The sequence below is a fragment of the Buttiauxella cochleicola genome, assembly GCF_021282405.1.
GTDB lineage: Bacteria > Pseudomonadota > Gammaproteobacteria > Enterobacterales > Enterobacteriaceae > Buttiauxella > Buttiauxella massiliensis.
Map to the genome: position 1 here is coordinate 106,879 of NZ_JAJSOU010000013.1, position 17,124 is coordinate 124,002.

General features: G+C 53.8%; 14 protein-coding genes. 8 read left to right on the forward strand and 6 right to left on the reverse strand.

Going from position 1 to position 17,124, the window contains the following annotated elements; translation table 11 throughout:
- Positions 1-40 precede the first annotated feature (40 nt).
- Together aldA and LVQ79_RS17260 are read right to left on the reverse strand one after the other, a co-directional pair.
- Positions 41-1,480 (reverse strand): aldehyde dehydrogenase, encoded by a 1,440-nt coding sequence (gene aldA, locus LVQ79_RS17255; protein WP_232865870.1) that lies wholly within the window; start codon positions 1,478-1,480, stop codon positions 41-43.
- 214 nt (positions 1,481-1,694) lie between these two features.
- Positions 1,695-2,639, reverse strand: a complete 945-nt coding sequence (locus LVQ79_RS17260; RefSeq protein WP_232865871.1) for a sugar-binding transcriptional regulator — start codon at positions 2,637-2,639, stop codon at positions 1,695-1,697.
- Positions 2,640-2,850: 211 nt separating this feature from the next.
- On the opposite strand from LVQ79_RS17260, the gene LVQ79_RS17265 reads away from it, so the two are divergent.
- The 8 genes from LVQ79_RS17265 (at position 2,851) to LVQ79_RS17300 (ending at position 11,817) form a co-directional block, all read left to right on the forward strand.
- Entirely contained in the window at positions 2,851-3,792 is a 942-nt protein-coding gene (locus tag LVQ79_RS17265; protein ID WP_232865872.1) for a D-ribose ABC transporter substrate-binding protein, read from the forward strand.
- A gap of 13 nt (positions 3,793-3,805) precedes the next feature.
- The gene (locus tag LVQ79_RS17270) at positions 3,806-4,408 is read left to right on the forward strand and encodes a DUF2291 family protein (protein ID WP_232865873.1); all 603 of its coding nucleotides are present in this window, start codon (positions 3,806-3,808) and stop codon (positions 4,406-4,408) included.
- On the forward strand, positions 4,408-5,925 hold the full coding sequence (locus LVQ79_RS17275; RefSeq protein WP_232865874.1) for a sugar ABC transporter ATP-binding protein: 1,518 nt from the start codon (positions 4,408-4,410) through the stop codon (positions 5,923-5,925). Before LVQ79_RS17270 ends, LVQ79_RS17275 begins: the two co-directional genes overlap by 1 nt.
- Position 5,926: 1 nt before the next feature.
- Complete coding sequence (locus LVQ79_RS17280; protein WP_232865875.1) at positions 5,927-7,027, forward strand: ABC transporter permease; 1,101 nt, start codon at positions 5,927-5,929, stop codon at positions 7,025-7,027.
- An 86-nt stretch (positions 7,028-7,113) separates the two neighbouring features.
- Positions 7,114-7,944: a transketolase gene (locus LVQ79_RS17285; protein ID WP_064546992.1), complete on the forward strand. Its 831-nt coding sequence runs from the start codon at positions 7,114-7,116 to the stop codon at positions 7,942-7,944.
- The gene (locus LVQ79_RS17290) at positions 7,937-8,881 is read left to right on the forward strand and encodes a transketolase family protein (protein WP_232865876.1); all 945 of its coding nucleotides are present in this window, start codon (positions 7,937-7,939) and stop codon (positions 8,879-8,881) included. The genes LVQ79_RS17285 and LVQ79_RS17290 overlap by 8 nt, the downstream gene beginning before the upstream one ends.
- Before the next feature lie 2 nt (positions 8,882-8,883).
- A complete protein-coding gene (locus tag LVQ79_RS17295) occupies positions 8,884-10,374 on the forward strand; it encodes an FGGY family carbohydrate kinase (RefSeq protein WP_232865877.1) in 1,491 nt (496 codons plus the stop codon).
- A gap of 24 nt (positions 10,375-10,398) precedes the next feature.
- The gene (locus LVQ79_RS17300; protein WP_232865878.1) at positions 10,399-11,817 is read left to right on the forward strand and encodes an L-fucose/L-arabinose isomerase family protein; all 1,419 of its coding nucleotides are present in this window, start codon (positions 10,399-10,401) and stop codon (positions 11,815-11,817) included.
- A 4-nt stretch (positions 11,818-11,821) separates the two neighbouring features.
- Here LVQ79_RS17300 and LVQ79_RS17305 read toward each other — a convergent pair whose 3' ends face one another.
- The 4 genes from LVQ79_RS17305 to LVQ79_RS17320 all read right to left on the reverse strand — a co-directional run bounded on the left by LVQ79_RS17305 (position 11,822) and on the right by LVQ79_RS17320 (position 17,124).
- The gene (locus LVQ79_RS17305) at positions 11,822-12,622 is read right to left on the reverse strand and encodes a YdcF family protein (RefSeq protein ID WP_232865879.1); all 801 of its coding nucleotides are present in this window, start codon (positions 12,620-12,622) and stop codon (positions 11,822-11,824) included.
- 80 nt (positions 12,623-12,702) lie between these two features.
- Entirely contained in the window at positions 12,703-14,352 is a 1,650-nt protein-coding gene (locus LVQ79_RS17310) for a glycoside hydrolase family 13 protein (RefSeq protein WP_232865880.1), read from the reverse strand.
- Between the two features lie 3 nt (positions 14,353-14,355).
- Positions 14,356-15,996, reverse strand: coding sequence for a glycoside hydrolase family 13 protein (locus tag LVQ79_RS17315; protein WP_232865881.1), 1,641 nt, complete (start codon positions 15,994-15,996; stop codon positions 14,356-14,358).
- A 33-nt stretch (positions 15,997-16,029) separates the two neighbouring features.
- Positions 16,030-17,124, reverse strand: coding sequence for an ABC transporter ATP-binding protein (locus LVQ79_RS17320; RefSeq protein ID WP_232865882.1), 1,095 nt, complete (start codon positions 17,122-17,124; stop codon positions 16,030-16,032).

Here is a 17,124-nt window from a genome sequence, read left to right on the forward strand (position 1 = left end):
AAGCTCAGGGAAGCCGCGACTTCCCTGCAAAAAAACAAAACTACACCTTCAAATAGACCACCTGTGTTTGCAGATATTCATTCAAACCGTGGCGACCATCGGCACCCCCAATACCTGATTTACGCCACCCGGCATGGAAGCCCTGCATTGCTTCAAAGTTTTCACGGTTGATGTAGGTTTCGCCGAACTTAAGGCCCTTAATGGCCTTCATCGCGACATTTAAATCACGCGTGTAAATCGAAGACGTCAGGCCGTAATCGCTATCATTTGCCATCTCAAGCGCTTGTTCCAGCGTTTCAAAGGTGGTGACGGGCAGCACCGGGCCGAAAGTTTCGTCATGCATGATTGCCATATCCTGGCGCACATCCACCAGCAGCGTTGGCGGGTAGAAATACCCTTTGCCTTCCGGCGCTTTACCACCCAGCACCACTCGTGCGCCTTCGCTGACCGCACGCGCCACTTTCTGCTCGACGCGTTCCAGCGCTGCGGCGTTAATTAGTGGCCCCATCGACACATCATTGCGCTCGCCAGTATTCCCAAAACTCACCTGTTTAAACGCTTCGCTTAGACGGGTAATAAATTCGTCGTAAATGCCTTTTTGCACGTACACACGTTCCGCACAGTTGCACACCTGCCCGGTGTTGATCATGCGTGAATCAACAATCGATTTCACCGCGATATTAAGGTCAGCATCGTCCATCACAATGGCTGGCGCTTTGCCGCCCAGCTCAAGGCACACTTTGGTGATGTTTTTAGCCGCCGCCGCCATGATTTTTTCACCCGCGCCAACGCTCCCGGTCATGCTGACCATCGCGACTTTCGGGTTACCCGCCAGTTCTTGCCCTACCGTTTCACCGCGCCCCAGCACCAGGTTAAACACCCCTTTTGGCAGCCCGATATCATGGACAATCTCCGCAAAAGCGATGGCGTTGTTTGGCGTAAATTCGCTCGGTTTGATAACAATGGTGTTGCCGGTAATCAGCGCTGGTGCGAGTTTGCGCGCAATCAGGAAGAACGGGAAGTTCCACGGCAAAATCCCGGTAGTCACGCCTAAAGCACGTTTGAACACCAGAATGTTTTCCCCAGGGCGGTCACTTTGCAGAATTTCACCTTCGTAACGGCGCGCCCATTCCGCCATGTAATCGAGATAATCTGCGGTGAAGGCCACTTCCACTTCAGCCAGTTGCTGGGTTTTCCCGCCTTCGGCAACAATCAATGCGCTGATGGTTTTTGCACGTTCACGAATCCCGGCAGAAATTTTACGCAGCCACCCTGCGCGCTCAATGGCGGGCAAAGATTCCCAACCATCCTGCGCTTTTTCCGCCGCGTCAATCGCATCACGGGCGTGCTTTGCGTCACCGTCAGGAATGCGAGAAATCAGTTCTTCTGTTGCAGGGTTAATCACATCAATCCACTGATCGCCCTGCCACTGAACAAATTGACCATCAATATACATCGGGTGTTGTACAGGTGCTGTCATGACCGGTTCCTCTGTGTTTGCTGTTTTTATGTTTCGCTTATGTGAAATCAATGTAAACACCTTAGGTATCACAAACAGCCAGTCAGCCAAAATGGTCATGAACTGTGATGGATCTCAATAAAAACAACGGAAAAGAAGCCGTTTGGTTATAGCTGGAGAGGAGAAAAATGACCGTTTTAAGAATCTTCAGCAGAAAACGGTCATGATGTGAGAATTAGAGCAGTTGGCGGGCTGTCGGATAGTCAGTTATCAGCACGTCGATATAACCGCCGTGCAGCGCACCACGAATGGCATTGGCTTTGTCATTCCCGCCTGCAAGTGCCACCACATGCGGGCAGTCGTGAACCTGGCTCAGTTCCATGCCGATAACCGGATCTTCTTCTTTGCTCAAAACCGGCTCGCCCTGCGCATTGAAATAATGCAGGCAGATATCCCCCACCGCACCGCGTTCGGCGAGGGTTTTCAGCATTGCTTCGCCATAATAGTTGCCCGAATTTTTCAGCAATTGCGACGGTTCAAGCTCACCGATACCCAGAATAGCCACGTCCACTTCGGCGAATTTATTCACTACTTCGGCGACATCGTCGCTGGCGACCAGTTTTGCGCGTTCTTCAACAGAATGCTCGATGCTTTGCGACGGCAGCAGCCAGGCCGGGCAGTCGAGTTGCGCGGCGAGATTTTGCGTCAGAATCGTCGCCTGCACGTTGCCGTTCGGCCCCACGCCTCCGAGAAGTTGAATCACGCCACGCGCTTTAATACTTTGCGGGTGCAGCTCATCAACCATCGCGCGAATGGTGGAACTCCAGGATGAAATCCCCACCAGATCGTTTGGCCGCAAACGTGTTTCCACATAATGCGCCGCCGCACTGCCAATCGCGTGTTTGATTTGCGAGGCTGGAGCTGATTCGTCGACATCCACCACAATCGCCTGGCGAATACCGTACTTTTTCTCCAGCGCCTGTTCGAGCGAGAGAAAAATATTGGCGGGCTGGATAACACTGATTTTTACCACGCCCTCTTTCTGGCAGCGTGTGATGGCGCGTGAGACAAATGACTGCGACAGGTGCAATAACCCGGCGATTTCTGACTGCTTCATCCCTTCTACAAAGTAGAGCGTCGCAATCTTGACCAACAAACGTTGTTCATCCTGCTTTGACATATGCGCCTCCTGATTCTCTACCTGATATTTTTATTCAAGCCTGCATAAATAACAAGACAGCATTCCTTTTGCCGTTAATTTGTACAATTTGTGATCACATTCGCCTTTTTATCATTTTGATCAATTCCACATGGACAGAACCATGAGTGGGGCATATCGTTACATTGAATAATAAATCATGCTTGAATATATATTCAATGTGGAGATAAAAATGAAACGTACCCTACTGAAGACCTCACTCGTTGCCGCTCTGCTTGCTTCATCTGCCAGTCTCTATGCCGCTGATAATGGGCTGATTGCCATTATTACCCCATCGCATGACAACCCATTCTTTAAAGCTGAAGCCGATGGCGCGATGGCGAAGGCAAAAGAGCTGGGCTACACAACGTTGGTCGCGTCGCACGATGATGATGTGAATAAACAAAACCAACTGATTGAAACCGCTATTGCCCGCAAAGCAAAAGCCATCATTCTGGATAACGCGGGAGCGGATGCCACCGTCGGCCCATTAGAAAAAGCCAAAGCCGCTGGAGTCCCTACTTTCCTTATCGATCGTGAAATCAACAAAACTGGCGTCGCCGTGGCGCAGATTGTTTCCAATAACTACCAGGGCGCGCAGTTGGGTGCCGAGAAGTTTGCCAAATTGCTCAACGGCAAAGGCAAATACGTTGAATTGCTGGGCCGCCAGTCAGACACCAACGCCCACGTGCGTTCGCAGGGCTATCACGACATTCTCGACGACTACCCGGATATGAAAATGGTGGCCCAGCAAACCGCAAACTGGAGTCAGACCGAAGCCTTCACCCGCATGGAATCCATCTTACAAACTCAACCTGACATCGTCGGTGTGATTTCGGGTAACGACACTATGGCCCTGGGTGCAGAAGCCGCCTTAAAAGCAGCTGGCAAGACCAATGTCATCGTGGTGGGTTTTGACGGTAGCGACTATGTGCGCGACTCGATTATCGCCAAGAGCAATATCAAAGCCACCGTGCTGCAACCGGGTTGGGAGCAAGCGCAAATGGCGGTGGTGCAAGCAGATTATTTCCTGAAAAACGGCAAACCACAGCTACAGGAAAAACAGTTGATGGACTGCGTGTTAATTGACGATAGCAATGCCAATCAGCTGAAAACCTTCAAGCTGGCTAAGTAGTCCAGGAGGCTGTATGTCGCTCAAACAATGGGGTATTGGCTGGTTATGTTGCAGTGCCCTGTTGCTCACTGCCTGCCGGGTGGTGGATCTGGATGAAAACGGGCAACCGATTATTCCTCCCGATCCGAATGCGAAAGCGAGTTTCGCAAACCAGACACCCGCGCAGATAGCGCAACAAACCTGGAACAGCAAAGTACTGACTCCCGCGCAGAGCCATGCACTGGATAGTACTGCCCTGAAAACCCGCGCTGCCAACGCCAACAACGAAAGTGTATTCGTCAAAGTTCAAGGCAAAGTCGACAGCGTTTCCCTGGATAACGAACGCGAACGCACGTTGACCGTGACCGTCAATGACCAACCACTGCAGGTGCAAGTTGGGCCGATGATTCGCGGCAACGCAATCCGCGATGCGACCGGCTACAAGTTCGAAGATTTCACTAACCAGGTGCAGTTCGCGCAGCTGTCAAAAGCCTATAACCGCGAAGCAGCAAAACACCTGCCGAAAGTCGATGAAAGCTGGCAGCAGCAACCCGTCACCGTAGTGATGGCGGTGACAATGCGCAATGGCGCACTGAGTGACGCGGCGGCAATTTCACTGGAACGGGGGCAACCATAATGTCGCAAGATCCTATCATTCTGCGCACCCGTGGTATTTCGATGCTGTTCCCCGGCACCGTGGCGCTGGACAACATTGATTACAACGTCTGGCGCGGCAAAGTGAATGTCATCATCGGTGAGAATGGCGCGGGTAAATCAACGCTGATGAAGATTCTGGCGGGCGTTCAACAACCGAGCCTCGGTGAAATGCGCCTGAATGGTGAAGTTGTGCAGTTTAACAGCACCCGCCAGGCCGCCGCGCATGGCATCGGCATGGTTCACCAGGAGTTAAACCTGTTCGAAAACCTGACGGTTGCCGAGAACATTTTTCTCGGGCGTGAACTGCAACACGGTTTGTCACCAATTGATGAAGCCAAGCAGCAGGCACGCAGCGCGGAATTGCTCCAGCGCCTGGATCAGCCGATTTCCCCGAAAGAGATAGTCGCAAACCTGAAAGTCGGTCAACAGCAACTGGTCGAAATCGCCAAAGCGCTGGCTGAAGACGCGGACATCTTAATTCTTGATGAACCGACCTCGGCGTTAAGCAAAACCGAAGTGGATATTCTTTTCCGGGTGATTCGCGAACTCACCCGCCAGGGCGTCACCATTATTTATATCTCCCACCGTCTGGAAGAGTTAATGGCGATTGGCGATGTGATTACCATTCTGCGAGATGGCAAATTCCAGGCCGAAGCGCAGGTCAGTGATATCGACGTGCCGTGGATTGTGCGCGAAATGTTAGGCAGCGAGCCGGTGTCCAGTTTCCTGAAACCCGGGCGTGATTTTGGTGCCGCGATTCTGGAAGCCGAACATATCACCTGCGTCAATTCGGCAGGAAACACGGTGGTGAACGACGTCAGTTTTCAGGTACGCGCGGGCGAAATCGTCGGCATCTATGGGTTGATGGGCGCCGGGCGCACGGAGTTGTTTGAATGCCTGTTGGGCACGCAGCGCAATTATCTGGGCAAATTATGGCTCGACAGCAAACCGGTGCCGCCGCGCCTTGCCACCGCCGAACGCATTCGCATGGGAATGAGTCTGGTGCCTGAAGACCGCAAACGTACCGGAATTTTCCCGATATCGTCGGTCGCCAGCAACCTGACGATTGCCAGTTTATGGCGGCGTTTACAGCGTGGTTTTGCGATTTCGCAGGCCGATGAAACGGCGGTGGTTGCCAGCACCATTGGCAACCTCTCGATTAAAGTTTCATCACCGGAAGTGGAAATTCAGGCGCTGAGCGGTGGGAACCAGCAAAAAGTGGTGATTGGCCGCTCGCTGCTGACCAACCCGAAATTGCTGCTGCTCGATGAACCAACTCGTGGGATCGACGTGGGCGCGAAAGCCGACGTGTTCCGCATGATGGTTCAGCTATCGGAGCAAGGGATTGCGGTGGTGTTTTCCACCTCCGATCTCAAAGAGATCATGGCGGTTTCCGACCGCATTCTGGTGATGTCAGGCGGGAAAATTACCGCTGATATTCCCCGCGAACACGCCGAAGAATCGGCATTGGTTTCCGCTAGTGCACAAGGGTTCTGATATGAAAACGAATGATACTGTCGCGCTCAACGCCAGACCAGGCTCGCCGTTTAGCTCGCGGGAAAATCTGCTGCTGTTACTGCTTAAACTCCGCACTTTTATTGCGCTGTTTTTGATAGTCGGCTTCTTCGCCATCATGGTGCCGGACTTCCTCGCCATGGGCAGCATGGTGATCATGATTAAACACATTGCTATCAACGCCTTCCTGGCGCTCGGCATCACCTTTGTGATCATCACGGCTGGCATTGACCTGTCGATTGGCGCAACCCTCGGCCTGTGCGGCATGATTGCCGGTTGGCTTATCACCAAAGGCATTGTGCTGCCGATGTTCGGCATCGCCATTTTCCCAAGCGTGTGGGTGATTGTGCCGCTGGTATTACTGATTGGCGGGCTGATTGGCGCGGGAAATGGCTGGATTATCACCCGCTATAACGTCGCACCGTTTATCTGCACCCTCGGCACCATGTACGTGCTGCGCGGGGCCGCCATGTTGACCTCGGGTGGTGAAACCTTCCCCGGACTTTCCGGCAACCCACAGCTTGGCAACACCGGTTTCGACCTGATTGGCTCCGGCAATTTGTTCGGTATCCCGTGGGCGATCTGGATGATGATTGTGCTCGCCGTCGCCATTGCTTATGTGGCTCGCCGCCTGCCCTTTGGCCGCCATGTTTATGCGATTGGTGATAACGAACGCGCTGCTGAACTTTCAGGTGTCAAAGTTCGCCAGGTGAAAATTTGGGTCTACACGTTGTCCGGTTTTTGCGCCGCTATTGCCGGGATCGTGGTTTCCGCTCAACTGGTTGCCAGCCACCCGGCAAACGGCACGGCATTTGAGATGAACGCCATCGCTGCGGTTGTGCTCGGCGGAACGTCGCTGGCAGGCGGGCGCGGCACCATTCTTGGCACCCTCGTCGGCGCATTCGTGATTGGCTTCCTCGCTGACGGCCTGGTGATGATGGGCGTGAGTGAATTCTGGCAAATGGTCATCAAGGGCATCGTGATTATTGTGGCGGTCATCATCGACCAGATGCAAAACCGCATGCAGCAAAAAGCGGCGGTCGTGGCCCAGAAAGCGATCATGGAAAGTAGCGGGAAGGTGTAGCGCGTCACAGATCCTGAATGGCGGGTATTTTTTTACCCGCACGGAATAATTATTCATCTATGATTTTTAATGCAAGAGGTAACACTATGAATCCGTTCGCACTGTCAGTTACGGATCTTGAAAAGAGAGCACGCGCCGTCCGTCGCCGCATCGTCCTGCTCAATGCCAATAGCCCGGCCGGCGGCCATACCGGGGCCGATTTATCGCAGGTGGAAATCTTAACCGCCCTGTACTTCCGGATACTGAATTGTTCGCCACAGCTTATCAACAGCGACGAACGTGACATCTACATTCAGTCCAAAGGCCATGCGGTTGGCGGTTATTACTGCGTGCTGGCTGAAGCCGGGTTTATTCCCGTGGAGTGGCTGCCGACTTATCAGCATGCCGACTCTCACCTGCCCGGCCACCCGGTGAAACACAAAACGCCAGGTGTGGAGCTGAACACTGGCGCGCTCGGGCACGGTCTGCCGGTCGCCGTTGGCATTGCGCTTGCCGCCAAACGCAACAACAGCAAACGTCGCGTCTTTGTGGTGACCGGCGATGGCGAGCTGGCAGAAGGCAGCAACTGGGAAGCGGCGTTAGTCGCGGCGCATTACCAGCTCGATAACCTGATCATTATTAACGACAAAAACAATCTGCAACTCGCAGGCTCGACCAAAGACATTCTCAATACCGACCCGCTGGATGAGAAATGGCGTGCGTTCGGCATGGAAGTCACCGAGTGCCGTGGCAACGATATGGCTGATGTGGTCGCCACACTCGAAGGGTTACAGCCGCACGGCAAACCGCACGTCGTGATTGCCAACACCACCAAAGGCGCGGGCATCTCCTTTATTCAGGGGCGCGCGGAATGGCACCACCGGATACCGAAAGGTGACGAAATCGAACTGGCGCTGGAGGAACTGAAAGATGAGTAATAGCGAACATCTGGCAACCGTAATGGTGAATGCCTTTATTGACGCCGTGGAGCGCGGCGTAGACCTGGTACCGGTGGTTGCAGACTCAACTTCCACGGCAAAAATATCCCCGTTTATGAAACAGTTTCCCGACCGACTGGTGAACGTCGGGATTGCAGAGCAGACGCTGGTGGGCACCGCGGTCGGCCTGTCGATGGGCGGAAAAATTGCCGTGACCTGCAACGCGGCACCGTTTTTAATTTCCCGCGCCAATGAACAGATCAAAGTCGACGTCTGCTACAACAACAGCAACGTAAAACTGTTTGGCCTCAATGCCGGGGCCAGTTATGGGCCGCTCGCCAGCACCCACCACAGTATTGACGACATCGCCGTGCTGCGCGGTTTTGGCAACATTGAAATCTATGCGCCATCGTGCCCGATTGAATGCCGCCAGATTATTGACTACGCGCTGGAACACGTTGGCCCAGTCTACATTCGCCTTGATGGTAAAGCGTTGCCGGAACTGCACGACGCGGATTATCAATTCAAACCAGGTGCCATTAATCAGCTGCGAGAAGGCGACGATGTGGCCTTAGTCGCCATGGGCTCAACGGTGCATGAAATCGTAACGGCTGCGGCACAACTTGCAGATTTGGGTATTAATGCGGCGGTGATCAACGTTCCGTCTATCCGCCCTTGCGATACCACGCAACTTCTCACCATGCTTAAAAATTCACGCCACGTGATAACCGTTGAAGAGCACAACGTGAATGGCGGTGTTGGCAGTCTGGTCGCTGAAGTGTTAGCGGAAGCCGGATGCGGCATCCCTTTGTTGCGGCTCGGAATTGCAGACGGTAGCTATGCTATTGCGGCGGATCGCAAGGAGATGCGTGCCCATCATGGAATTGATGCCGCAGGAGTAACACGTTCCGCCACGGCGCTTTGCAAAGGAGCATAGCCATGTCCAGCCCGGTAATTCTGGCTATTGATGAGGGCACCACTAACGCCAAAGTGGTGGCGGTGAACAGTAACGGGGAAATCTGCGCCCGTTACAGTGTCGGCGTGGCAATGACGCACCCGGCACCAGGGCTTGCAGAACAAGACCCCATTGCGCTGTGGCATGCCGTGTGTGAAGCATTGAGCGGCTGCCTGCAACAACTCGGCTCGGTCACCGTCGCAGGCGTTGCGATAAGCAACCAGCGTGAGTCGGTGTTGGTGTGGCAGCGCAATAACGGCCAACCGCTAACACCCGTTGTGAGCTGGCAAGATCGCCGTTCAGAACAAACTTGCGAGCAACTGTTAACGCAGGGCCATGGCGAGCTGATCACTCGTCTGACTGGCCTGCCCGTCGACCCACTATTCCCGGCGGCGAAAATTCGCGCCCTGCTCGATACTATTCCTGACGGCATAAAACGTGCCGAAGCGGGCGAGTTGTGTATCGGGACAATCGACTCCTGGTTGAACTGGCAACTGACTGCCGGGCATTCGTTCACTACCGACTACTCCAATGCCGCCCGCACGCAGCTGTTTAATATTTACCGGGGCGAATGGGACGACGAATTACTCAAATTATTCGGCATTCCGCGTGCAGTACTTGCTGAAGTGCGACCTTCTGCCGGGCATCACGGCGAAGTGCAAATTGACACAATTGCAGGTTTGCCCATTGGCACACCGGTGCTGGCGCTTATCGGAGATTCACACGCAGCACTCTACGCGCAGCGCAGCGTCTGTGGTCACGTGGTGAAAGCCACTTATGGCACCGGCTCTTCTTTGATGCTTTCGCTCCCGGAACCGGTTAACCGTAGCAATCGTCTGAGTACTACGCTGGCCTGGCACGACGGCGAGCTGAACTACGCGCTGGAAGGCAATATTACTCACACTGGCTCAGGCGCTGCCTGGCTGGGGCAAATGTTGGGTATCAACGACCCGGCAAAACTCACCGAGCTTGCACAATCTACAGACAGCAATCAGGGCGTCTATTACGTACCGGCACTTTCCGGGCTGGGTGCGCCGTGGTGGGATCTCCACGCACGCGGCATGATTTGTGGCCTGACGGATGCCGCTACCCCTGCGGTGCTGGCGCGAGCCGCACTGGAATCACTGGTCTATCAAATTGCCGATGTCTTTTTCGCGATGGAACAGGCGACCGGTGAACGTCTTGAATCATTGTGTGTGGATGGCACCGCTACCCAAAACCGCTGGCTGATGCAGTTACAGGCAGATGTGCTGCAACGCCCATTAATCATTCAGCCCGCAGCTGAAATATCCGCACTCGGCGCGACGCTGTTAGCTGGGAAAACTCTTGGCTGGTGGCAAGACGGCACACCGCTTGCGGCACTGGCCAACTGTGGCGAGCGTTTGCAACCACAGGCAGAACAACAAAAAACAATGCAACAAAACTATAAGCAATGGCTTGAAGCCGTGGCGCGTTGCCGCTTTCAGCCAAATTAAATCTATTTTGAGCGGAGTGAAGCTATGTCCAGAATCCCTAAACAACTGACCTTCGGTGTGATCATCGGTAACCGCGGGTTCTTCCCAAGCTATTTAGTGGCGCAGGCGCATGAACAGGCCGAAGCGCTGTTTGGCAAACTGGGTATCAAAACCGTGATGTTAAAAGATGGGCAAACGCATCTCGGCGGTGTGGAAACCCGTCAGGATGCCAAAGTCTGTGCCGAACTGTTCCGCCAGCATCGTGACGACATTCATGGTGTGGTGGTGCTGTTGCCAAACTTTGGCGATGAAAAAGCGGTGGCAGAAGCGATTCGCCTTTCCGGTTTGAAAGTCCCGGTGTTAATCCAGGCCGAAGAGGACAATCTCGACAAAATGGGCCTGGCGACACGCCGCGATAGCTTCTGCGGGAAAATTTCCCTGTGTAATAACCTGCGTCAGTACAACATCCCCTTCACGCTCACCACGCAGCATGTTTGTGCCTTAAGCGGTGAAGTGTTCGAACAAGATTTACAGCGCTTCGCGCAAATCTGCCGGGTCGTGAAATCAATGCAGGGCGTGCGTATCGGGGCGATTGGTGCGCGTCCGGCCAGCTTTAACACCGTGCGTTACAGCGAAAAACTGCTCGAAAAAATGGGCGTGGCGGTTGAAACCCTCGACCTGTCTGAAATTTTCACCCGCATCAAACATATCAGCGATGACGATCTGCGTGTCCATGAGAAGCGCGGCATATTAATTGAAAACGCCGATGCCAGCGGCATCCCCGCCGAGAAGTTAACCCAAATGGCAAAACTGTTTGTGGTGATCAGCGAATGGGTAGTGGCAAACGACATCGACACCACGGCGATCCAGTGTTGGACGTCGCTTCAGGAAAACCTCGGCATTAACGTCTGCTCCATTATGAGCGTGATGTCCGGGCAACTGATGCCAAGCGCCTGCGAAGTCGACGTGATGGGCGCGTTGTCGATGTACGCCCTCGCAAGTGCGTCGCTTAACCCAGCCTCGATTGCCGACTGGAATAACAACTTCGGTGACGATCGCAACAAATGCGTGCTGTTCCACTGCGGGAACTTTGCCAGCAGCAGCCTGGAATCCCCGTCGATGGGCACCGCCGATATCATCGGCACGACGGTCGGCAAAGAAAACACCTGCGGCGCGGTGCATGGTCGCCTGAAAAGCGGTCCGCTGACTTACTTCCGTCTGTCGTCTGATGATTTTACCGGCGAAGTGAAAGCCTATGTTGGCGAAGGGCAATCTGTTGATGATGCGTTAGATACCGTTGGCTGCCGCGCGGTCATTGAAGTGCCACATCTGGAGAATTTATTGGCGTGGATTTGTAATAACGGCTTTGAACACCACGTCGCCATGAACCACTCGGCGACGGGTGTGGTATTGCAGGAAGCATTCAGCAAGTATTTAGGGGTTAACTGTTACCTGCATCGTTAATGACTTATAAGCCGCGCTCGTGCATTAATTGCGCCAGCGCGGCGTCATTGGCGAGAATTTCCCAGGCATTCATTACCGTAAGCGGAATATCAACATGGCTAATAAAGTCACGCCCATTCGGCCCGTAGCCCTGCGCATCATCTCTGATACGCGGGATTTCCCCCAGCGCCAGAGAAATAAATCGCTCAACCGGCCATAAGCCCTTTTCATGCAGGCTAAATGCGGTATGGGTTTCGTCACTGACTAAGTGCGGCACAAAACCCGGCCAACTTTTCCACTGCGGCTGATGCGCATCACTTTGCCAGACGCGTTCAAAGGTCGCTACGGTACGTCGCTGCATGGTCGGGTCCTGAATAATAATCGCGCGAGCGGGCGTTATTTCCCACGTTTGCATCAAATCATAAGTGAAGCGTGCGTTCTCGCCACAGTTGGTGGACTTCTCTTCGGTCAGCACTTTTTCTGCCGGGACTTTCCAGAACTCGGTCGCAATATCTTTAATAATTGCGGCCTCTGCTCGGCCAGTGGTGGGAATGGTGTTGTAGCGCGGGTGCTTCGCAATCGCCGCGTACAAAAAAGTGGTCGAATGGCCAATCCCGCCGGTAATCAGCAGCGGCAATTCACTATTGGCAGCAAGCTCACAGGCTGCATTAATGGTAGGGATAACGGCATTACCCGCGAGGATAATCAATTCGCCATCGCAAACCGCAGGTGGCGCGGCAAACTCATTGTGAGAAAGCCACTCGCCAAGCGTATTAATGGCATTGATGGTCGTCGGCTGCAAAGCTGGAAATGTTGTCATCAACATAACCCCTCCTTGTTAAAAACCAGCGCACATCATACCGCAGGCAATGCCGTTACTACATCAGGTTGCTCTGAGTCTTGTGTTTACGCTAGCCTGTAAATTCGCGCCTCCCACGGGTGCAACCGATACAGTTCATCAACCTGCGGGTAATTCCCCAACACACATTCTGCCCATTCGAGCGGCAACTCATCGCTCGTCCAGCGCGCCGATTTCGAGGACATATTGCATAGCACCACGAACTCCCCGCCGTCGAGCACGCGTCGGTAAGCGTAAATTTGCGGGTTGTCTGCCAGTTCCAGCTGATAACGCCCGTAAATCAGCGCGCGCTCCTTTTTGCGTAGCTGAATTAACGCGCGGTAGAAGTTCAGCACTGAATCCGGGTCTTGCTGCTGGCTGGCGACGTTAATCATTTCAAAGTTGGCATTCACCTTAAACCACGGCTCACCATCGCTAAAACCAGCGTTCGGCCAGGCGTTCCACTGCATTGGCGTACGGGAATTGTCGCGCCCGGTGTTGGTGAGAAACGCGATAATCTCCTCTTCGCTTTTGCCTTGCGCTTCCATTTCACGCCACATATTTTTCGCTGACACGTCATCAAAATCGTCGTGGCTGTTGAATCGGGTATTGGTCATACCGATTTCCTGCCCCTGGTAGATAAACGGCGTGCCCTGCATCAGAAAATAGAGTGCGGCGATGCATGTCGCGCTTTCCCTCCAGTGATGTTCCGTGTCGCCCCAGCGCGAGGTGATACGTGTCAGGTCGTGGTTTTCCACATACAGCGCGTTCCAGCCTTTTCCTTCCAGCGCCTCCTGCCAGGCGGTGAAAATTTTCTTTAATACCGCAGGTTCCGGGCGCAAACCGGCTTCTGGTTCCCACAGCCGCACATGTTCAAACTGGAATACCATGCTCAGGCGGTTGCGGTGCTCACCCACCCACTCTTCGGCATGGTCGGCAAACAGGCCGTTCATTTCGCCCACGGTGACAATATCGTAGTGCTGCAAAACGTTACGGCTCATATCGTCGACGTAATCCAGCAGCCCGTCGTAGTTCAGATGGCTTTTCATCGACGGCGCATAGCGCAGTTTATCGGGGTTAGGCACATCAGCCAGCAGCGGCTCTTTTTTCAGGTGCGCGATGGCGTCGATACGGAACCCGTCGATACCTTTATCCAGCCACCAGCGCATCATGTCGTACACGGCGCGGCGCACATCGTGGTTTTCCCAGTTAAGATCCGGCTGGCGGCGGGTAAACAGATGCAGAAAATATTGCTCGGTTACCGGGTCAAATTCCCATGTTGAGCCTTTAAAAATCCCTTCCCAGTTGTTGGGTTCTGCACCATTTTTCCCGTCGCGCCAGGTGTACCAGTCGCGTTTTGGATTATCGCGTGAGGAGCGGGATTCAAGGAACCACGGGTGTTCATCGGACGTGTGATTGACCACTAAGTCGATAATTAGCCGCATTCCACGGGCATGAACTTCGCTCAGAAGGCGGTCAAAATCAGCCATCGTGCCAAATTCCGCCATGATCTCCTGATAATCGCTGATATCATAACCGTTATCATCATTTGGCGATTTGTACATCGGGCAGATCCAAATCAGATCGATTCCGAGGTCTTTGAGGTAATCGAGTTTCTCGGTGATTCCGTTCAGATCACCAATGCCGTCGCCGTTGCTGTCCTTAAAACTGCGCGGATAAATCTGGTAGGCCACAGCCTCTTTCCACCAGCTCGCCATCGTTTACCTCCCGATTAATAAAGCAAAAGATTCATAAGGTTGTAGCTCGAGACTCACCGCCAACTGGTCGCGCGGTGCATAGTTGCTGATCAAACATTCCCCGTGCCAGTTCTGCATTTCAGGCGGAATGTCGAGCGTCAGGTGCTCGGCGGTAAAATTGTTGACCACCAGCAATCGCTCGCCATCAAGCGCTCTCAGCCAGGCGAAAACCTGCGGATGGTCGCGCAAAACAGGCTGGAAATCGCCATAAACCAAAACCGGGTACTGTTTACGCAGCGCTACCATTTTCTGGTAATGCCACCAGATTGAATCCGGTTCGGCGAGGGCCGCGGCCACGTTGATCTCGTGGTAATTCGGGTTAACGGCAATCCATGGACTGCCTGTGGTAAAGCCTGCATTCGGACCGTTGTCCCACTGCATCGGCGTGCGGGCGTTATCGCGCCCGTTAGCATGAATGCCGAGCATCATCTCTTCATGGCTGACGCCTTGCGCCAGTCGCTCGTGATAAAGATTCAGACTTTCAATGTCGCGGTATTCATCGATGTTCCCGAACCGCACGTTGGTCATGCCAATCTCTTCACCCTGATAGATATACGGCGTGCCCTTCAGGCAGTGCAGCGCGGTGGTGAGCATTTTGGCCGACGGCTCACGAAACACCCCTTCGTCGCCAAATTTTGACACCGCGCGGGGTAAATCGTGGTTGCTCCAGAACAGCGAATTCCAGCCCTGATGCGCCAGCGCGGTTTGCCATTTCTCAATCACCGCTTTGAAACTTGCCAGTTCAAACGGCTTGCTGCGCCATTTCCCGGCGTGCTCATCCCAGAACTGTTTGATGTGGTCAAACTGGAAAACCATGGAGAGTTCTTCGCGCTCTTCCCCGCTATAGAGCAGCGCGTCCTCAGGTGTGGCACTCCAGGCTTCACCCACCGTCACGTAATCCCCTTTGCCAAAGGTGGCGCGGTTCATCTGGCGGATCAACATGTGCAGATTTTTGCCGTTCGCCATAATCTGCGCATCGACTTCTTTACCGATCAGGTCGATAACGTCCATGCGGAAACCGCCGATGCCTTTAGCAAGCCAGCGGTTCATCATTGCATGGACTTCTTCGTGAACGCGCGGGTTATCCCAGTTCAGGTCCGGTTGGCGTTTTGAGAACTGATGCAAGTAATATTCACCGCTGGCTTCGTCCAGTGCCCAGCCGCTGCCGCCAAAGTACGAGCGGAAATCGTTCGGCGGGCCGCCGTCTGCCACAGGTTTGCGCCAGATATAAAAATCACGGTATGGGTTATCTTTCGATTTCAGCGCTTCGATAAACCAGGGGTGTTCATCAGAGGTGTGGTTGACGACGAGATCCATCAGGATATGAATATCGCGCTGTTTCGCCTGCGCAATCAGGGTTTCCATTTCCACCATGGTGCCAAATTCGGCGGCAATATCTTCGTAGTCGGAAATGTCGTAGCCGTTGTCGTCCATCGGCGAGCGGTAAACGGGCGAGAGCCAAATCAGGTTGATGCCAAGCTGTTGCAGGTAGTCGAGTTTACTGATGATACCGTTAATGTCGCCAATACCATCACCGTTGCTGTCCATAAAACTGCGCGGATAGATTTGGTACACCACCGCATTGTGCCACCATTTTTTTTCCACTTTGTTTCTCCTTGTTTTGTCAGTCCATTCACCTTAAATTCGCACAAACGCCCGCCCGTCGCTGTTAAACAAGTAGCAATTCTCAGGCGGCAGCCGCAGGCCGATGCGTCGGTCAGCTTTTATCTCAAGCCTGAAAGTATGGCGCATCACCAGCGGTTCGCTACCGTAACCACTATTTACGTAGAGCAACGTCTCGTTGCCCATCTGCTCAACGAATAAAATTTCCCCTTCGATATCCGCCTGCGCCAGTTCCGTTATCTGGATATGTTCCGGGCGGATCCCCAACTGCACTTTCTGCCCCTCAGGCACACCCGCGCCGTTGACCGGCAGCGAAATAAGCTGGCGGTTTTCCAGCATTACATCGGTGCGCTGGGCGTTGCCAGAAACCAAAACGCCGGGGATCAGGTTCATTTTTGGTGAACCGATAAACTGCGCGACAAACACATTTGCCGGGCGGTCATACAATTCCAGTGGCGTGCCCACCTGCTCGATTTGCCCCTGATTAAGCACCACGATGCGGTCGGCAAGCGTCATCGCTTCGACCTGGTCGTGAGTGACGTACAAAATAGTGGCGTTGATGCGTTTATGCAGCGCGGCAATTTCCATGCGCATCTGCACGCGCAATGAAGCATCAAGGTTTGAGAGCGGTTCATCGAACAAAAACAGACTCGGTTCGCGCACAATCGCCCGCCCGATCGCCACCCGCTGGCGCTGGCCGCCGGAGAGATCTTTTGGGCGACGGTCGAGCAAATGCTCGAGTTGCAAAATACGCGCGCTTTCTCGCACTTTTTCATCAATCACTTTCACCGGCAGCTTCGCCATTTCCAGAGCGAACGCCATATTCTGGTACACCGTCATATGCGGATAGAGCGCGTAAGACTGGAACACCATGCCGATACCGCGCTCTGACGGGGAATCGTCGTTTACACATACCCCGTCGATGCGCATCTCACCGCCGCTTATCTCCTCAAGGCCCGCAACCATGCGTAGCAGCGTTGATTTCCCGCAGCCAGACGGCCCAACCACCACCACAAATTCCCCGCTGTTGATTTCCAGATCGAGCGGTTTGATCACCTCAGATGCCGCGCCGTAGCGTTTTTGAATTTTATCGAGTACGAGTTGCGCCAT